Raw genomic sequence first — 16,525 nt, forward strand, 5'->3', positions numbered from 1 at the left:
GTATAAAGGACGCAAAAATGCGCCATCGTTATTTTGTCGTGCTGTGCGTGGGCGGCGCGCTTGCGCTTTCAGGCTGTACCGGAAAATCCGACGAAGAGGTCGAGCGCGCCGTGCAGGACGTGATCTCCTCTGACGAAAGCAGCCTGAACGACATCATGCTGACCGTGGCCGACCCCGACGAGGCGGTGGCCTATTTCAAACGCGCCGCCGCAGAACAGCCCGACCGGATCGACCTGAAGCGCAACCTGGCCCGCTCGCTGATCCGCGCCCGGCACAGCGCCGAGGCGGTCACCGTCTGGGCCAAGGTGGTGGACGATCCCGATGCCACCAATGACGACCGCATCGATTACGCCGATGCCCTGATCCGGGCCGGGAAGTGGAAAGAGGCCGAAAAGACCCTCGACAGTGTTCCGCCCACGATCGAAACCTTCAAGCGCTACAAGCTGGAGGCGATGGTCGCCGACAGCAACAAGGAATGGGGCCGGTCCGACAGCTTCTATGAAACCGCCGTGGGCCTGACCACGAAACCGGCGGGCGTTCTGAACAACTGGGGCTATTCCAAACTGTCGCGCGGCGATTATTCCGCGGCCGAGCGTCTGTTCGTCGATGCCATCGTCTATGACCCGAACCTGTTCACCGCCAAGAACAACCTGATCCTGGCGCGTGGCGCGCAGCGCAACTATCAGATGCCGGTGGTCCAGATGAGCCAAGTGGAACGGGCGCAGCTTTTGTACACGCTGGCGCTGTCGGCGGTGAAACAGGGCGATGTCGCCATCGGCAAGGGCCTGCTGGAAGAGGCGATCGACACCCATCCGCAGCATTTCGAGGCTGCCGTGCGCTCGCTGCGCGCGCTCGATCCCAGAACGGTCAATTGATCCGCCGATGCTGCTTTCCGCCAATCCCGCCCTGTGGTTTCTGATTGTCGCCGCCCCGATCTGCGTCTGGGCCGCCTGGAGCGACATGAAGACGATGAAAATCCCCAACAAATCGGTCTGGGTGCTTGTGCTGGCCTTCGCCGTCACCGGTGTGCTGGTGCTGCCGATGCAGGAATTCCTGTGGCGTTGGGCGCATCTGGCCGTGATCCTGGTGGTCGGCTTCGTGATGAACATGGCCCGGATGATCGGTGCCGGCGATGCCAAGTTCGCCGCCGCCATGGCGCCCTTCGTGGCGCTGCCCGATGCGGGCAAATTCGCCATGCTGTTCTCGGTGGTGCTGGTTCTCGCTTTCCTCGCGCATCGCATCGCCCGCGCCACGCCCGCCGTCAAACGGGCCGCGCCGGGTTGGGAATCGTGGGAGCGGCGGGATTTCCCCATGGGCCTGGCGCTTGGCACCGCGCTGATCGCCTATCTGGCGATTGCGGCCACCTATCCCTGAATGGCGCCCCGACGCAGCAGGATGAACAGCTCGCTGCGATACACCTCGGTCAGGGGCACGCCCCGCGCCTCGATCGCCTTGAGGATGCGCCGCCGCTCTGACGTCTTGTAGGGGCAGAACGGCACCAGAACGTAGTCGGTGTTTTCCAGCCCCGGCGCGCCGCCGTAATACCACGGCCCGCTTCCCTTCAGCGGCTTGAGATCGCCGAACATCCAGAGCACGTTCAGAATATCGGCCACCATGATGCGGTCCTCGCCGCCATAGCCGGCCGCGTCCAGCTCCTGCGCCATGCTGCGATACCAGCCGACCGGGCCGTTGCCGATTTCGCACCAGTTCAGCACCTCGCCGTTCAGAACCGTCTTCTCCGCCACCGGCCGCAGGGCGCGCGCCTGCGCCGCCACGGCCGGATACTCGGGCGCCGAGGAGACCTTGAACTGATAGCTGCGCTCAAGCTCACCCTTCAGATCGGCATGGTCGGGGCGGTTTGGCAGGAACGGCGTGTAATCGGCATCGGCCGCGCCGAAATGCACGACGGGGCTGTAGATCATGTTGAACGCCGCAGGCGACCCGATGGCAAAGAACGCCACCGCCGCCATGTTCAGTGCCTGACGCAGATCCCAGCCAAACGGGTTTTTCACCTCTTCGCCCGGCCGCATCAGCAGCACCAGAAACCCGGCCAGAACCGTCCATTGCGGATCATTCCCGAAATTCTGGAAGGTCACGTAGAAAAACGCGGGCGCCAGCACCAGCAGGATCAGCCCCTCATACCGCTGCCCCGCCTGCCGCAGCAGGATCACCGACAGAAACATCAGCAGCGTGCCGCCGATATGGGTGGGCAGGCGCAGCGTTTCGAGAAACGGCGCGGTGGGATAGGGGCGGACCCCGGAACTGGCGACCGTGATCAGATCACCCAGGTAGCCGCCCCAAAAGGCGACCCCGGCCACCAGGGTAACGAGGGCCGCAACCCCCGCCCCCGCCCCTGCCGCGATGCCGATCACCGCCCATTGCCGCCGCAGCGCCAGCGCCAGCAGCAGCGGCACCGCGAAGGAGATGAAATAGGTCAGCTTCGACAGCGCCAGAAACGCCATGAGCATCCCGATCGAAAGCCCGTCGGCCAGCGCGCTGCGCCGGTGCCGCGGCTCGGTCACCGCCACCAGAACCGCAACATAGGCCGCCGCCCAGGCCCAGCGGTTGTAATACATCGCGATCGATGTGGCAGACGACACCTGCCCCTGGCTGAGCGCCAGCACCAGCACCAGCGCGAAAAAACCGAAGAGATAGGGCCACGCCCCCGAAAGGCGGCTGACCCCGGCCCACCAGATCGCCGGCACCAGGCACAGCGCCACCAGAACCTGGCCCAGCATGATCGCGTGGCCCACGCCCGCCCCCAGCCGGACGAACAGAGCAATCGGCGCATAGCCCAGAATGCCCAGCGGTGTCATGAAATCCTGATGCGGGCGTTCGCCGGCCGCCAGCCGCAGCACCAGATCGACCAGATGCGCCGTATCGCCCTCATAATTCCCGACGTAAAGCCCGCCTTTCAAAAGGGCCGCGGCGCCATAGATCGCCACCACAAGCAGCAGGAAGCCCGCCATGTAGATCGGATTGGGTCTGCTCATTTTTTTGCCCCATTTGGGTGTTAGCCAGTTCTCGCCCGCCAGGCGTGGTTTCGACCCGGCCGGTCGCGGCGCGTCTTGTCGTAACCCCCTCAGGCAGACCCTCTGTCACAAGATATTCGAGCAGCTTTAAGGCACAACGATGAATATGCAATCCTCCCCGGTTCTGGCGCCCCCGGCCCCCCGCAGCCTCGATCAGATGCGCCTGCCCATGGTCATGATGCGCGATATCCTTCTGAAAACGATGTTCCGGCAGAACGTTGAAATCGTCACCGAAATCGCACGCTCCATCTGCCTGCCCGTCTCCGTCACGCAAGAGCTTGTCGATCTGGCCCGCACCCAGAAACTGGTCGAGGCAACAGGCACGCTGCACGCCAATTCGGGCGGCGAGATGGGGTATCAGTTGACCGATACCGGAAAAAGCCGCGCGCTCGACGCGCTCAGCCAGTCGGAATATTACGGGGCGATGCCGGTGCCGCTGGATGTCTATCGCGAGCAGGTCAAGCGTCAGTCGATCCGCAACATCCAGGTCACGCGCGACCAGCTGACCACCGCGATGGGCCACCTCATCCTGCCGCGCTCGCTTCTCGATCATCTCGGGCCCGCGGTTTCGGCCGGGCGCTCGATCCTGATGTATGGCCCGCCGGGCAATGGTAAATCCTCCATCTCCAACGGCATCCGGGATGCGCTCGGCGACAAGATCTATATCCCGCGCGCCATCGAATATACCGGCCAGGTCATCACCGTCTACGACCCGATCGTGCATACCGCCGCCCAGGAACAGGTGGATGATCCCAACTCCCTGCGCCGCTCTGCCGGCCGCTATGACACGCGCTATGTGCTGTGCGACAGGCCGACGGTTGTCACCGGCGGTGAGCTGTCGCTGTCGATGCTCGATCTGGTCTACAACCCCACCGCGCGCACCTATCAGGCGCCGCTGCAGCTCAAATCCACCGGCGGCGTCTTCATCGTCGACGACCTCGGCCGCCAGGCCGAACCGCCGCAGGCGCTGGTCAACCGCTGGATCGTGCCGCTGGAGGAAAGCCGCGATATTCTGGCCCTGCAATCGGGCGAGAAGTTCGAGGTCCCCTTTGACACGCTGGTGATCTTTTCCACCAACTTCCACCCCAACGAGATTTTCGACAAGGCCGCCCTGCGCCGGATCTTTTTCAAGATCAAGATCGATGGCCCCTGCAAAGAGGATTTCCTGAAGATCTTCGCCCTGGTGGCCCGCAAGAAGAAGATCCCGCTGGATGAACGGGCGATCGTTCATCTGCTGCAGAAGAAATACCCGACCATCGCCAATGAATATGCGAACTATCAGCCGGTCTTCCTGATCGACCAGATGATCGCGATCTGCGAATTCGAAGGCATCCCCTATCAGATGACCCCCGAATTGATCGACCGCGCCTGGGCCAACATGTTCGTCAAGCAGGAAGCCATCGTTCACTGACGGCGCCCGGCCGCGCCGCCGCGACCGGCCCGACCTGTGCAAACCCTGGCGGCATGCCTACATTCAGCCGCATGAACGAGCTGCCACCTGCCTTCGCCGCCTGGTTCGCCGCGCGCGGCTGGTCGGCCCATCCGCACCAGAAAGCGATTCTGGCACGGCGCATGGCGCCCGCCCAACTGCTGATCGCGCCCACCGGCGGTGGCAAGACACTTGCAGGATTTCTACCTTCGCTGCACGAGCTTGCGAGCGATACCCATTCCGGCTTGCACACGCTCTACATTTCGCCGCTCAAGGCGCTGGCGGCCGATATCCGCCGCAATCTGCGCGCCCCGGTCGAAGAAATGGGCCTGCACATCCGCATCGAAGACCGCACCGGAGATACCTCCCACAGCCAGCGCCGGCGCCAGCGGGCCGACCCGCCCCACATCCTGCTGACCACACCCGAAAGCCTGGCCCTGCTGCTCAGCTATGAAGACGCGCCGCGCATTTTCGCCGGGCTGCAACGGGTCATCGTCGATGAAATCCATGCCCTCGCCGAAAGCAAGCGGGGCGATCAGCTCATGCTGTGCCTGTCGCGCCTGTCCACGCTTTGCCCCGGCCTGCGCCGGGTCGGCCTGTCGGCCACGGTCGAAGACCCCGCCGCCATCGCCCGGTTTCTGGCCCGCCACCCCGATCCGTGCGATATTCTACACGCCGACCCCGGCCCCGATCCCGACATCGCCATGCTGGAAACCGGCGCGCCGCCGCCCTGGGCCGGCGGCGGCGGGCGCTACGCGATCCCGGCAATTCTGGCGCAGGTGAAACGGCACAAGACCACGCTGATCTTCCACAACACCCGCGCCCAGGCCGAGCTTTTCTTTCACGCGCTTTGGCTGGCCAACGAAGACACCCTGCCGATCGGCATCCACCACGGCTCGCTGTCGCGCGAACAGCGGGAACGGGTCGAGGCGGCGATGGTCGCCGGTGAACTGCGCGCCGTGGTCTGCACCGGATCGCTGGATCTGGGCATCGACTGGGGCGATGTGGATCTGGTGATACAGGTCGGTGCACCGAAAAACGTCAAGCGGCTGGTACAGCGCATCGGCCGGGCCAACCACCGCTACAACGCCCCGTCCAAGGCGCTGCTGGTGCCTGCCAACCGGTTCGAGGTGGTGGAATGCGTCGCCGCGCTTCAGGCCGTCCGCGCCCATGATCTGGATGGCGACCCGCGCCCGCCCGGACCGCGCGATGTGCTGTGCCAGCACATCCTGATCACCGCCGCCGCCGGCCCGTTCGATGCCGGCGCGCTTTTTGCCGAGGTGACGACCGCCGGCGCCTATGCCGGGCTCAGCCGGGCCGAATTCGATGCCTGCCTCGATTTCGCGGCCACTGGCGGCTATGCGCTGCGCCGCTATGACCGCTGGCAGCGGTTGCAACAGACCGGCGGCAAATGGCACCTGCGCGACCCGCGCGCGGCGCGTCAGATCCGCATGAACATCGGCACCATCGTCGATACCGATCTGCTGAAGGTCAGGCTGAAGAACAGCCGGGGGGGCACCCCGCTGGGCGAGGTCGAGGAAGCCTTCGCCGCCACGCTGACCCCGGGCGACACTTTCCTGATCGGTGGGCAGATCGTGCGCTATGAGGGGCTGCGCGAGATGACGGTAGAGGTGACCCGCCGCGCCTCTGGCAGCCCGAAGATCGCCGTGTTCTCTGGCAGCAAATTCGCCACCTCCACCCAGCTTTCGGACCGCATTCTGGCGATGTTCCAGCAGGAGAGATGGCCCGGCCTGCCCGCCCACACCGCCGAATGGCTGGCGCTGCAGCGCGACGTGTCGCAGCTTCCGCGCCGCGACCGGCTGTTGGTGGAAACCTTCCCGCACGAGGGGCGCGCGCATAGCTGCATCTACGGCTTCGCGGGCCGCAACGCGCAACAGACGCTGGGCCTGCTGCTGACCCAGCGGATGGAGCAGGCCGGGCTGCACCCGCTGGGCTTTGTCGCCACCGATTACGCCACGCTGATCTGGGCGCTCGACCCGGTGACAGACCCCGCCCCCCTGTTCGACGCCGCCGCCATGCGCGACGGGTTCGAGACCTGGCTGGCCGGAAACGCGGTGATGAAACGCACCTTCCGCAGCGCCGCCGTCATCGCCGGGCTGATCGAGCGCAACGTGCCGGGCCAGCGCAAATCGGGGCGGCAGGCGACCTTCAGCTCCGACATCCTGTATGACACGCTGGTCAAATACGACCCCCACCACCTGATGCTGCGGATCACCCGCGAAGAGGCGCTGAAAGGCCTGGTCGATTTCGGGCGGATCGAGGCGATGCTGGAGCGTATCGAAGGCCGGATCGACCATATGCCCCTGCCCCGCGTCAGCCCGCTGGCCGCGCCCCTGTTTCAGGAGGTCGGCCGCGTGCCGATCAAGGGAGCGGGCGCGGAACGGCTGCTGGCGCAGGCGGCGGCCAGCGCGATGGCGGCGGCGGGCCTGTCATGACCCCTTGCATTTCCACGCCGAATGCGATCAGAACGAAGCATGAACGGGTTTGATTTCACCCTGAACGGCGCCGATCTGGCCGCCCTGCCCTCTGGCGCGCTTTGGTGGGCGGCGGAGCGGTTGCTGGCCGTTTCAGATCTGCACCTGGGCAAATCCGAGCGGCTGGCCCGGCGCGGCGGCACGATGCTGCCCCCCTATGAGGTGCGCGATACGCTGGCGCGGCTGGAGGCCGATATCGCCGCGACGCGCCCCGCCGCCGTGCTGTGCCTGGGCGATACGTTCGACGACCTGACCGCGATGGAAAACCTGCCCGAGCAGGAGGCGCTGTGGCTGACCCGGCTGATGGCCGGGCGCCGCTGGATCTGGATCGAGGGCAATCACGACCCCGGCCCGACAAGCTTTGGCGGCACCCATCTGGCCGAGCTGCGGCTGCCCCCGTTGACCTTCCGCCACATCGCCGCCCCCGGCGCGGCCGCGGAGGTGTCCGGCCATTACCACCCCAAGGCGCGGCTTGGCGGCCTGTCGCGGCCCTGTTTCCTGATCGACGCGGCGCGGGTGATCCTGCCGGCCTACGGCACCTATACCGGCGGGCTGCGCAGCGATGACGCGGCGCTTTGCGCGCTGATGGATGACCGGGCGATTGCCGTGCTGACGGGGAAGGCCGCGCATGCCATCCCGATGCCGCGCGCTCAGATCAGGCCGCGCGCCTCGACGTCGCCGCGGTAATTGCGGCTGACCGGCACCCTGCTGCAATCCTCGAGCAACAGCATCAGGCGCCCCTTTTCCATCTCATGCCCTGTCACCGCATCCGTCGCCACCCAGTGAGAGCGGTGCACCTGCAGGCCGTCGGCGCCCTCAAGTTCATCCAGCGCATCGGAAAACCGCAGCAAAAGCTTGCTCTCGCCCTTGTCGGTGACCACCAGAACATAGTGATCGAACACCGAACACCGGATGAGCCGCCCCTGCAGCGGCGGTGCGATCCGCCGCATCAGCCGCGGCTCGATGGGGGTCATCTCGGGCGCGACGGAATTCCCCGCGAGGATCCGCCTGACAGCACTGACCCCGAGGCTGACCACGAGGACCAGAAAGAACATCTCGGGCAACGCGGGCGAGCTATGGTTCTGCCCGGTGGATACACGGGCGGAAAACCAGGTGAGCGGCCCGCTCAGCATCGCGGCCATGGCAACCGCGATAGCCCCGGACATCGGCCAGTAACCGTAGCCCTGCATCAACCGCCGGATCGTCAGCCGCACCGCCAGCCCCAACAGGATGGAAACCGCCACCACCGTCGCCCAATAGGCCAGGCGCAGCTGAAAGGGCATTTTGTTGAACGTACCGAACGGGCCGGCATAGGACACAAGAACCGTCACCACCGCCCATGTCAGCACCGGCACGGGCGATTTGAGTACTGCCTTATATTCCTTAACCAGAGAAACCATAAACATATCTTACAGATGGAAAATTTTTCATCACGGGGAGCAGACCGCCCTGCTTCCCCTTATATTCAATGCTCAATACCTGTTGCCAGGCACCGGCCGGGCGGCGGCCGGTCCGACGGTCCGGGCCTATCGCACGGGCAGATAAAAGTTGCAACCCAGAGCGGCCCGGAAACCGGCCCGCTCAACCATGAGCCCTCGCCGGCCGCTCAGGCGGTCAGCCCCGCAGGTTCGGCCAGGCCGTTGGCCCGGCAGCAGGCGGTCAGCGTGTTGGCCAGAAGGCAGGCGATCGTCATCGGCCCGACGCCCCCCGGCACCGGCGTGATCGCGCCGGCAACGGCGGCCGCGCTTTCAAAATGCACATCCCCCACAAGGCGCGTCTTGCCCGCGCCCTTTTCCGGGGCGGGGATGCGGTTGATGCCCACGTCGATGACCGTTGCGCCGGGTTTCACCCAGTCTGCGGTGATCATTTCCGGGCGCCCCACCGCCGCCACCAGAATATCGGCGCCACGGCACAGCGCCTCGATCTCCCGGGTGCGGGAATGGGCGATGGTCACGGTACAGCTGTCGCGCAGCAAAAGCTGCGCCATCGGCTTGCCCACGATATTCGACCGGCCCACCACGACGGCGTTCATCCCCGATAGATCGCCGTGCCGGTCGCGCAGCATCATCAGGCAGCCCAGCGGCGTGCAGGGCACCATCGCCTTCTGCCCGGTCGCCAGCAGACCAACATTCGAGATGTGAAACCCGTCCACATCCTTGGCGGGGTCGATCCGGCCGACCACCAGATTCTCGTCGATATGCGGCGGCAGCGGCAGTTGCACGAGGATGCCATGCACCGCGCTGTCGGCATTCAGCGCATCCAGCAGCACCAGAAGGTCGGCCTCGGTGGTCTCGGCCGGCAGCTTGTGCTCGAACGAGGCCATGCCGGCCTCGGCGGTCTGCTTGCCCTTGTTGCGCACGTAAACCTGGCTTGCCGGGTCTTCCCCCAGCAGAACCACGGCGAGGCCGGGGGTGATGCCATGCACCTCTTTCAGGCGGGCGACCTGGGCGGCCACCCTGGCCCGCACCTGCCCGGCAAAGGCTTTTCCGTCAATCAGATCCGCGCTCATGGGCCGGCCTCCTCAGTCGTGTTGCGATGGGCCAAGCACCCGTTCTTCACGGGCGATCGACCAGTCGATCATCTGCCGCCAGATCGTTTCGGCGAAATCCGGGTCGAGCCCGGCCGCATCGGCATTTCTGCGGGCGTTGGCCACGACCTGCTCCACCCGCGCGTCGATCCGCGCGGCCAAGCCTTCGGCCGGTTTGAGTTCTGCCGCGCGATCGATGTAGGCCGCGCGCCGCGCCAGCATCTCGATCAGCCGCTGGTCAAGCGCGTCGATCTGCGCACGAAGTTCGAGCATCGAATTGCAATCCTGAGGAGCCTTCACAATCATTCTCCCGGTTGACGCGTCGCGCCCCTCTTACGGCAGGTTGCGACGCGCCTCAAGTCAGGCTCAGAACAGCCCTTCGATCTGCCCCAGGTCGTTCAGGCCGATCGTCTCGGCCGCGGGCATGCGCGGCAGTCCGGGCATGGTCATGATCTCTCCGCAGATCGCGACGACGAAGCCGGCACCCGCGCTCAGCCGCACCTCGCGCAGGGGCACCGTGAACCCGGTGGGCGCGCCGCGCAGGGCGGGATCGGTGGAAAAGCTGTACTGCGTCTTGGCCATGCAGACCGGCAGATTGCCATGACCCGCCTGTTCCCACGCGCGAAGCTGGTCGCGGATGGCCGGCGCGGCCTGCACCCCGTCGGCGCGGTAGATGCGTTTGGCGATGGTTTCGATCTTTTCGAACAGAGGCATGTCATCGGGATAGAGCGGCGTGAAATCCGCCGCCCCAGCATCGGCGATCTCGGCCACACGGCGCGCCAGCTCCTCTGCCCCGGCACCACCTTTTTCCCAGTGACGGCAAAGGATTGCCGTGCTGTCTTGATGTGCCACATAAGCCTGAAGCGCAGCGATTTCGGCATCCGTATCAGTGGCGAAATGGTTGATCGCCACCACCACCGGCACCCCGAACCCGCTCATGTTCTCGATATGCCGCCCGAGATTGGCACAGCCCGCCGTCACGGCGGCCACATCCTCGGCCCCCAGATCGGCCTTGGCCACGCCGCCGTTCATCTTCATCGCCCGCACCGTGGCGACGATCACCACCACCGCGGGCGCCAGCCCGGCCTTGCGGCACTTGATGTTCATGAACTTCTCGGCCCCCAGATCGGCGCCGAAGCCCGCCTCCGTCACCACGTAATCGGCCAGCTTCAGCGCCGTGGTGGTGGCCACGACCGAATTGCAGCCATGGGCGATATTGGCGAACGGGCCGCCATGCACGAAGGCCGGGGTGTGTTCCAGCGTCTGCACCAGATTGGGCTGCATCGCCTCTTTCAGCAGCACGGTCATCGCGCCATCGGCCTTGATGTCCCGGCAAAAAACCGGCGCGCGGTCACGGGTGTAGCCCACGATGATATCGCCCAGCCGGCGCTGCAGATCATCCAGATCGCGCGCCAGACACAGGATCGCCATCACCTCGGACGCCACGGTGATGTCGAATCCCGTCTGGCGGGGAAAGCCGTTGGCCACCCCGCCCAGGCTGGTCACCATATCGCGCAGGGCGCGGTCGTTCATGTCCATCACCCGGCGCCAGACCACCCGGCGCTGATCGATCTCCAGCGCGTTGCCCCAGTAGATATGGTTGTCGATCATCGCGGCCAGCAGGTTATGCGCGGCCGTGATGGCATGGAAATCGCCGGTGAAATGCAGGTTCATCTCTTCCATCGGCACGACCTGGGCAAAGCCGCCCCCCGCCGCTCCGCCCTTCATCCCGAAACAGGGGCCAAGGCTGGCTTCGCGGATGCAGATCGCCGCCCGCTTGCCGATCCGGTTCAGCCCGTCGCCAAGCCCCACCGTGGTGGTCGTCTTGCCCTCGCCCGCCGGGGTCGGGTTGACGGCCGTCACGAGAATGAGCTTGCCGTTCGGGCGGTCGCCGAGCGACCGGATGAAATCGGCGCTGACCTTGGCCTTGTCATGGCCGTAGGGCACCAGATGCGCCTCGGGGATGCCCAGGCTCGCGCCGATGTCGCGGATCGGTTTCTTGCAGGCTGCCCGCGCGATTTCGATATCGGTCTTATGGGCCATGGAACCTCCGTTTTCCTGCGGCGACACTCGGGGTTGGCTATAGCGGGCGGGGGGCGGTTGTACAGCAGCGTTTCGACGCGCGCGCCGCCGAAATCGTCGCAACCCCTTTTCGAATGATGAACCTCCGGCGCCTATCCGGCCCGCGCCGCATCCAGGCAAGACCATACGGGCTGATCGGGGATGTGCAGCGTCAGGACGTCGCCCAGCCGCAGCGGCCCCTCACGCTCCACCCAGGCGGTGACGCCGCGCCGCCCCTCTGCCGCCGGCTTGAAGGCACGGCCCGCGCCCGGCAGTTCCGCCTCGATCACCTTGGCCGGAAGCTGGCAGGGGCGGTTCTCCATGTCGATGGTCAACGTCGTGCCGCCCGCATTCTGCAGGCGCGACGAGGGCGGCACATGGCTGAAATCCGGGATCCCCTCGATCACGATCGACGCGCCCAGCCAAGACGGGTCGAGCCGTTGCACGCCCATCTCCGCGGCGATCGCGGCAAGCTCTTCGGCCGACAGGATCGAAAACTGCCGGACGTTGCGGATTTCGGTGCCCCGAGCGTATTGTGACAACACGCGCGAGCAGGACGGGCGCGTAAGCCCCGCGTGTTCCTCCCCCTCGACCCCGGCAAACCCCGCCATCACCTCTTGCAACGGCTCCGCCGTCAGGCTGGCGGCGCGATCGGCAACGCGGCCAAGCCAGGTGATCCGGGCGGTGAAATCGGTTGGTTTAAGGGCGGGCATCGGCAATCTCCTGCTGTGGCCCGCGCAGCATGGGGCAGCGCGACGCAGGCCGCAATTCAAAGATGCTGAAGACGCGCATCACAAGGCGCGATTACCCCGTCAGAGCCGCGCCAGCGGGCAGAGCGCCGGGCGCAAAAGAAAACCCCGAAACCGGGTGGGGTTTCGGGGTTCTGCCTTGTTCTGCGGTCTGGCTCAGAGCGTCGGTTCCGGCTCCAGCCCGCCATCCGGATTGGATTTGGGCTTGGTGGTTTTCGGAATGGCCGTGATCGACGGCGCGCCGCCCTGATCCGGCGGGGTGTCTTCGTCATCACCCCGGTTCAGCGGCTCACCAGCGATCACCCGGGTGATCTCATTGCCGGTCAGGGTTTCATACTCCAGAAGCCCCTGCGCCAGCCGGTGCAGGTCTTCGCTCTTTTCGGTCAGGATGCGCTTGGCGGTTTCGTAACCTTCATCCACGATCTTGCGCACTTCCTCGTCAATCTTCTCCTGGGTCTCGGGCGAGGCATGGGCCTGACCCTGGTAGTTGCCCAGATAAGATTGCTGCTCGTTGGCATAGTCGATGTTGCCCAGCGTTTCGGACATACCGAACTGCGTCACCATTGCGCGGGCGATGCGCGTGACCTGCTGAATGTCCGAAGCGGCACCCGAGGTCACGTTCTCCTTGCCGAAGATCAGCTCTTCGGCCACCTTGCCGCCCATCGCCATGGCGATCTTCGAGGTGTATTTGGTGTAGGTCACGCTCAACTGATCGCGCTCGGGCAGCGACAGCACAAGGCCAAGCGCCCGGCCGCGTGGGATGATCGTGGCCTTGTGGATCGGGTCATGCTGCGGCACGTTCAGGCCCACGATGGCATGGCCGGCCTCGTGATAGGCGGTCAGCTTCTTCTCATCCTCGGACATGACCATCGAGCGGCGCTCGGCGCCCATCATGACCTTGTCCTTGGCGTTCTCGAAATCTTCCATCGTCACGAAACGGCGGCCGATGCGCGCGGCCGTCAGCGCAGCCTCGTTCACCAGGTTGGCCAGATCGGCACCGGAAAAGCCCGGCGTGCCGCGCGCGATGATGCGCAGATCGACATCGGGGCCCAGCGGCACCTTGCGGGCATGCACGCCCAGGATCTTTTCGCGGCCCTTGATGTCGGGGTTGGGCACCTGCACCTGACGGTCGAACCGGCCCGGGCGCAGCAGCGCGGGGTCCAGCACGTCGGGGCGGTTGGTGGCCGCCACGATGATGATCCCCTCGTTCGCCTCGAACCCGTCCATCTCGACCAGAAGCTGGTTCAGCGTCTGCTCACGCTCGTCATTGCCGCCGCCATAGCCTACACCACGGCTGCGCCCGACGGCGTCGATCTCGTCGATGAACACGATGCAGGGCGCGTTTTTCTTGGCCTGCTCGAACATGTCGCGCACGCGGCTGGCGCCGACACCCACGAACATCTCGACGAAGTCGGAGCCGGAAATTGTGAAGAAGGGCACACCCGCCTCGCCCGCGATGGCACGCGCCAGAAGCGTCTTACCGGTGCCCGGAGGGCCCACCAGCAGCGCGCCCTTGGGGATCTTGCCGCCCAGACGGCTGAATTTCTGCGGGTTGCGCAGGAATTCCACGATCTCTTCCAGCTCGTCCTTGGCCTCGTCAATGCCGGCCACGTCGTCAAACGTCACCCGGCCATGTTTCTCGGTCAGCAGCTTGGCGCGCGACTTGCCAAAGCCCATCGCGCCGCCACGCCCGCCGCCCTGCATCCGGTTCATCAGGAAGATCCAGATGCCGATGAGGATCAGGAAGGGCAGAAGCGTGCCGATATAGGCCAGCAGCCCGCTGCGCTCTTGCGGCTCGGCGGTCACGTCCACGTTGTTCTCGATCAGGCGGTCGGTCAGGTCCACGCCCTGCGGCACGATCGCGGTATAGGTCGATCCGTCGTTGCCGCGGATCACCGCCTTTTCGCCATCCAGCGTCACGCGCGCCACCTCGCCCGCCTCAACATTGTCAAGGAACTGGGAATAGCTGATCGTCTGCGACGTCATCGTCGTCTGGCCACCGCTGAAGAGGTTGAACAATGCCAGGATCAAAAGAAATAAGACGACCCAGAAGGCGATGTTTCTCGCGTTGCCCACGGTGAACTCCCTGAATGATTAGCCGGCGAGCGAACCGGTGTGTCTCTAAAATAGAGATAAGTGGCGCAGGTTCAATGCGATATAATGGATTGAACGAAGCCTTCGGGCCCATTTGCCGGTTCGGCGCGCCATCCGGGGCCGAGGCCGGCCAGAGGCGCGGCCACCAGAACCGCGCCGCGCCACACCCCCGGCGAGGCCAGAAGGCTGGGCCGGGGCAGCCCCGTATCGCGCCAGCCGGGGCACGCGCGAAGCCCGGCCTCTCCCAGCGCGCGCAGCTCAAGCCCTTGTTCCCACGGCCCCGTCACCCGCCAGCGGCCATCCCAAAGCGCCCCTGGGGCCGCGACCGCATCGCGCACCGCCTGATATTCCCGCGTGACACGGATGGCCCCGCCCGCCACCAGCGCACGGCAGCCATGCAGCGTGACCTCGGCCCCCGATGCCAGTGCGGCGGTGAACTCGGCCAGCGATCCCGCGCGCGGGCCAAATTCCGCCGATGACACCCATTTCAACGCATGCTCCAGCAGGCGGCGGGTGATCTCGGGCGGCAGCGCAAACAGTTTTTCGCGGTCGAACACCACATCGCCCCTGTCCACCCGCGCGCAATCCAGCGCCGCGGCGGTCGTCTGCACCTCCAGCGCATGGCGGGCGGCGGACATGTGCCCGGCCACCTCCGAAAGCACATGCGCATCGATCCCCAGCGGGGCGAGGGCGGCCAGCGCCTGACGCGCCCTGACCCGCGCGAACCGCGCATCGGCATTCGAAGGATCCTCGCACCAGCCGTGACCCCCACGCCTGAGAAACCCGCGCAGCTCATCGCGTTCGGCAAACAGCAGCGGCCGCAGCCAGGCCACTCCGAAGGCGTGCCGTTGCGGCGGCATGCCGGCCAGGCCATCCACCCCCGCCGCGCGCCCCAGGCGCATCAGGAAGGTTTCGGCCTGATCATCCAGCGTATGGGCCAGCGCAACGGTGCCGATGCCCCCGTCCCGCGCCCAATCCGCCATCAACCCATAGCGCGCGCCGCGGGCCGCCGCCTGCAGGTTGCCGCGGCCGTCCCAGCCCTGCCATGTCAGAATATCATGCGGCACGCCCAGCCCGGCGCAGACATCGCCGACAAACCGCGCCTCGGCCGCCGCTTCCGGGCGCAGCCCGTGGTTGACCGTTACAGCGCGCAGCGCCAGCCCCGCCCGCGCCGCCAGATGCAGCATCGCCATGGAATCGCCGCCGCCCGACACCGCCAGCCCCAGCGGCCCGGTAACCTGCGCTGCCTCGACAGCCGCCCCGAACCGGTGCAGCAGCCGCGCGTCTTCACCCGTCAATTGCAGCCGAAGCTCTGGATCGCCGCGTTTGCATCGGCGGCGACGGCGGCGGCCGGAAACCGCACCGGAACCTGGCCCAGCGTCACGCAGGCCTCGGATTTCTGGCCCAGATCGTTCAGCGCCAGCCCGAGCCGGTACAGCGCCTCGGGGGCCAGCGGCCCGTCGGGCGCGCCCGAAAAGCTCTCCAGAAAGGCACGCGCGGATTCGGTGGTGCGCCCCAGTTCATGCAGCGCCTCGCCGCGATAGAAATGCGCCTCGCCGCTGAGCGGGCCGGCGGGATAGGTCTGGGTGAAGGCGGCGAACTGGCTCGCCGCCCCCTCGAAATCAGCGGCGTCGAGCGCGGCCTTGGCCCGGTCGAAATCGGCCTGCTCGCCAATCGCCAGCTCGGTGCCGCCCGCCGGCGGTACCGTGACAGGTGCAATTGGCGCGGGCGCCGCCGCTTCACCGCCAAGCGTCGAGGTCTCGCCCAGCTTCGAGATGTCGCAGTCAGCCTCCAGCTCGCACAGGCGGAACTCCAGATCGCCGATCCGGTTGGTCCCGTCCGCGACGATCTGATTGATGCGGAATTCAAGCTCTTCGGACCTGGCGGTCAGGCGCTGCAACTGCTGTTCGATCCCGTCGATGCGCTGCAGGGCAGAGCCGCCGCCCGTGCCGCCCTGAACGCCACCGGTGGTCGACAATTCCCGTTTCAGCCGCTGCACATCGACGTAAAGCACCGAAAGCTGCTGACGAATGTCGGCCAGCGTGGCCTCGCGGCTTTGCGCCGGCGCCATGCCCGCCGCCCCGAAAGCCATGCAGACCGCAAGGCCGACCACCCCAAACCGCGTCATCCCGCCGATA

Annotated in this window: 14 protein-coding genes; 5 read left to right on the plus strand and 9 right to left on the minus strand. The window is 66.1% G+C overall.

What is annotated here, in order from left to right; translation table 11 throughout:
• Positions 1 to 17: 17 nt before the first annotated feature.
• Positions 18 to 875, plus strand: coding sequence for a tetratricopeptide repeat protein (locus GGR17_RS01870; protein ID WP_054538321.1), 858 nt, complete (start codon positions 18 to 20; stop codon positions 873 to 875).
• 7 nt (positions 876 to 882) lie between these two features.
• On the plus strand, positions 883 to 1,374 hold the full coding sequence (locus GGR17_RS01875; protein WP_054538320.1) for an A24 family peptidase: 492 nt from the start codon (positions 883 to 885) through the stop codon (positions 1,372 to 1,374).
• Here GGR17_RS01875 and GGR17_RS01880 read toward each other — a convergent pair.
• Entirely contained in the window at positions 1,365 to 2,993 is a 1,629-nt protein-coding gene (locus GGR17_RS01880; RefSeq protein ID WP_157445517.1) for a hypothetical protein, read from the minus strand. The two genes, GGR17_RS01875 and GGR17_RS01880, sit on opposite strands and share 10 nt — an antisense overlap.
• 139 nt (positions 2,994 to 3,132) lie before the next feature.
• Here GGR17_RS01880 and GGR17_RS01885 point away from each other — a divergent pair, with 139 nt between their 5' ends.
• From GGR17_RS01885 to pdeM, 3 genes are all read left to right on the plus strand, one after another.
• The gene (locus tag GGR17_RS01885; protein ID WP_037209698.1) at positions 3,133 to 4,443 is read left to right on the plus strand and encodes a P-loop NTPase family protein; all 1,311 of its coding nucleotides are present in this window, start codon (positions 3,133 to 3,135) and stop codon (positions 4,441 to 4,443) included.
• Between the two features lie 71 nt (positions 4,444 to 4,514).
• On the plus strand, positions 4,515 to 6,917 hold the full coding sequence (locus tag GGR17_RS01890; protein WP_054538318.1) for a ligase-associated DNA damage response DEXH box helicase: 2,403 nt from the start codon (positions 4,515 to 4,517) through the stop codon (positions 6,915 to 6,917).
• Between the two features lie 39 nt (positions 6,918 to 6,956).
• Positions 6,957 to 7,643 carry a ligase-associated DNA damage response endonuclease PdeM gene (pdeM, locus tag GGR17_RS01895; protein WP_037209702.1) on the plus strand — a complete coding sequence of 229 codons (687 nt, stop codon included), beginning with the start codon at positions 6,957 to 6,959 and terminating at the stop codon, positions 7,641 to 7,643.
• On the opposite strand, the gene GGR17_RS01900 is transcribed toward pdeM, so the two are convergent.
• The 8 genes from GGR17_RS01900 to ybgF form a co-directional block, all read right to left on the minus strand.
• Positions 7,607 to 8,356 carry a LytTR family DNA-binding domain-containing protein gene (locus GGR17_RS01900; protein WP_162231808.1) on the minus strand — a complete coding sequence of 250 codons (750 nt, stop codon included), beginning with the start codon at positions 8,354 to 8,356 and terminating at the stop codon, positions 7,607 to 7,609. The genes pdeM and GGR17_RS01900 overlap by 37 nt on opposite strands.
• Before the next feature lie 206 nt (positions 8,357 to 8,562).
• On the minus strand, positions 8,563 to 9,465 hold the full coding sequence (folD, locus tag GGR17_RS01905; protein WP_054538316.1) for a bifunctional methylenetetrahydrofolate dehydrogenase/methenyltetrahydrofolate cyclohydrolase FolD: 903 nt from the start codon (positions 9,463 to 9,465) through the stop codon (positions 8,563 to 8,565).
• 12 nt (positions 9,466 to 9,477) lie between these two features.
• Positions 9,478 to 9,756 carry a chorismate mutase gene (locus GGR17_RS01910; protein WP_235974394.1) on the minus strand — a complete coding sequence of 93 codons (279 nt, stop codon included), beginning with the start codon at positions 9,754 to 9,756 and terminating at the stop codon, positions 9,478 to 9,480.
• Between the two features lie 93 nt (positions 9,757 to 9,849).
• The gene (locus GGR17_RS01915) at positions 9,850 to 11,526 is read right to left on the minus strand and encodes a formate--tetrahydrofolate ligase (RefSeq protein ID WP_054538314.1); all 1,677 of its coding nucleotides are present in this window, start codon (positions 11,524 to 11,526) and stop codon (positions 9,850 to 9,852) included.
• Positions 11,527 to 11,657: 131 nt separating this feature from the next.
• The gene (locus GGR17_RS01920) at positions 11,658 to 12,257 is read right to left on the minus strand and encodes an MOSC domain-containing protein (protein ID WP_054538313.1); all 600 of its coding nucleotides are present in this window, start codon (positions 12,255 to 12,257) and stop codon (positions 11,658 to 11,660) included.
• A 192-nt stretch (positions 12,258 to 12,449) separates the two neighbouring features.
• Complete coding sequence (gene ftsH / locus GGR17_RS01925) at positions 12,450 to 14,369, minus strand: ATP-dependent zinc metalloprotease FtsH (RefSeq protein ID WP_037209712.1); 1,920 nt, start codon at positions 14,367 to 14,369, stop codon at positions 12,450 to 12,452.
• 71 nt (positions 14,370 to 14,440) lie between these two features.
• The gene (gene tilS / locus GGR17_RS01930) at positions 14,441 to 15,664 is read right to left on the minus strand and encodes a tRNA lysidine(34) synthetase TilS (protein ID WP_054540332.1); all 1,224 of its coding nucleotides are present in this window, start codon (positions 15,662 to 15,664) and stop codon (positions 14,441 to 14,443) included.
• Positions 15,665 to 15,681: 17 nt separating this feature from the next.
• Positions 15,682 to 16,515 carry a tol-pal system protein YbgF gene (gene ybgF / locus GGR17_RS01935; RefSeq protein WP_054538312.1) on the minus strand — a complete coding sequence of 278 codons (834 nt, stop codon included), beginning with the start codon at positions 16,513 to 16,515 and terminating at the stop codon, positions 15,682 to 15,684.
• Positions 16,516 to 16,525 lie beyond the last annotated feature (10 nt).

Origin of the sequence: Actibacterium naphthalenivorans (assembly GCF_014196965.1) — a bacterium.
In the GTDB taxonomy this organism is placed as follows: domain Bacteria; phylum Pseudomonadota; class Alphaproteobacteria; order Rhodobacterales; family Rhodobacteraceae; genus Actibacterium_A; species Actibacterium_A naphthalenivorans.

Coding starts and splice junctions, on each gene's coding strand:
- GGR17_RS01875 (WP_054538320.1), top strand. CDS start 883: ATGCTGCTTTCCGCCAATCCCGCCCTGTGGTTTCTGATTGTCGCCGCC.
- GGR17_RS01915 (WP_054538314.1), bottom strand. CDS start 11,526: ATGGCCCATAAGACCGATATCGAAATCGCGCGGGCAGCCTGCAAGAAA.
- GGR17_RS01890 (WP_054538318.1), top strand. CDS start 4,515: ATGAACGAGCTGCCACCTGCCTTCGCCGCCTGGTTCGCCGCGCGCGGC.
- GGR17_RS01900 (WP_162231808.1), bottom strand. CDS start 8,356: ATGGTTTCTCTGGTTAAGGAATATAAGGCAGTACTCAAATCGCCCGTG.
- pdeM (WP_037209702.1), top strand. CDS start 6,957: ATGAACGGGTTTGATTTCACCCTGAACGGCGCCGATCTGGCCGCCCTG.
- GGR17_RS01880 (WP_157445517.1), bottom strand. CDS start 2,993: ATGAGCAGACCCAATCCGATCTACATGGCGGGCTTCCTGCTGCTTGTG.
- GGR17_RS01885 (WP_037209698.1), top strand. CDS start 3,133: ATGAATATGCAATCCTCCCCGGTTCTGGCGCCCCCGGCCCCCCGCAGC.
- ybgF (WP_054538312.1), bottom strand. CDS start 16,515: ATGACGCGGTTTGGGGTGGTCGGCCTTGCGGTCTGCATGGCTTTCGGG.
- folD (WP_054538316.1), bottom strand. CDS start 9,465: ATGAGCGCGGATCTGATTGACGGAAAAGCCTTTGCCGGGCAGGTGCGG.
- GGR17_RS01870 (WP_054538321.1), top strand. CDS start 18: ATGCGCCATCGTTATTTTGTCGTGCTGTGCGTGGGCGGCGCGCTTGCG.
- GGR17_RS01910 (WP_235974394.1), bottom strand. CDS start 9,756: ATGCTCGAACTTCGTGCGCAGATCGACGCGCTTGACCAGCGGCTGATC.
- GGR17_RS01920 (WP_054538313.1), bottom strand. CDS start 12,257: ATGCCCGCCCTTAAACCAACCGATTTCACCGCCCGGATCACCTGGCTT.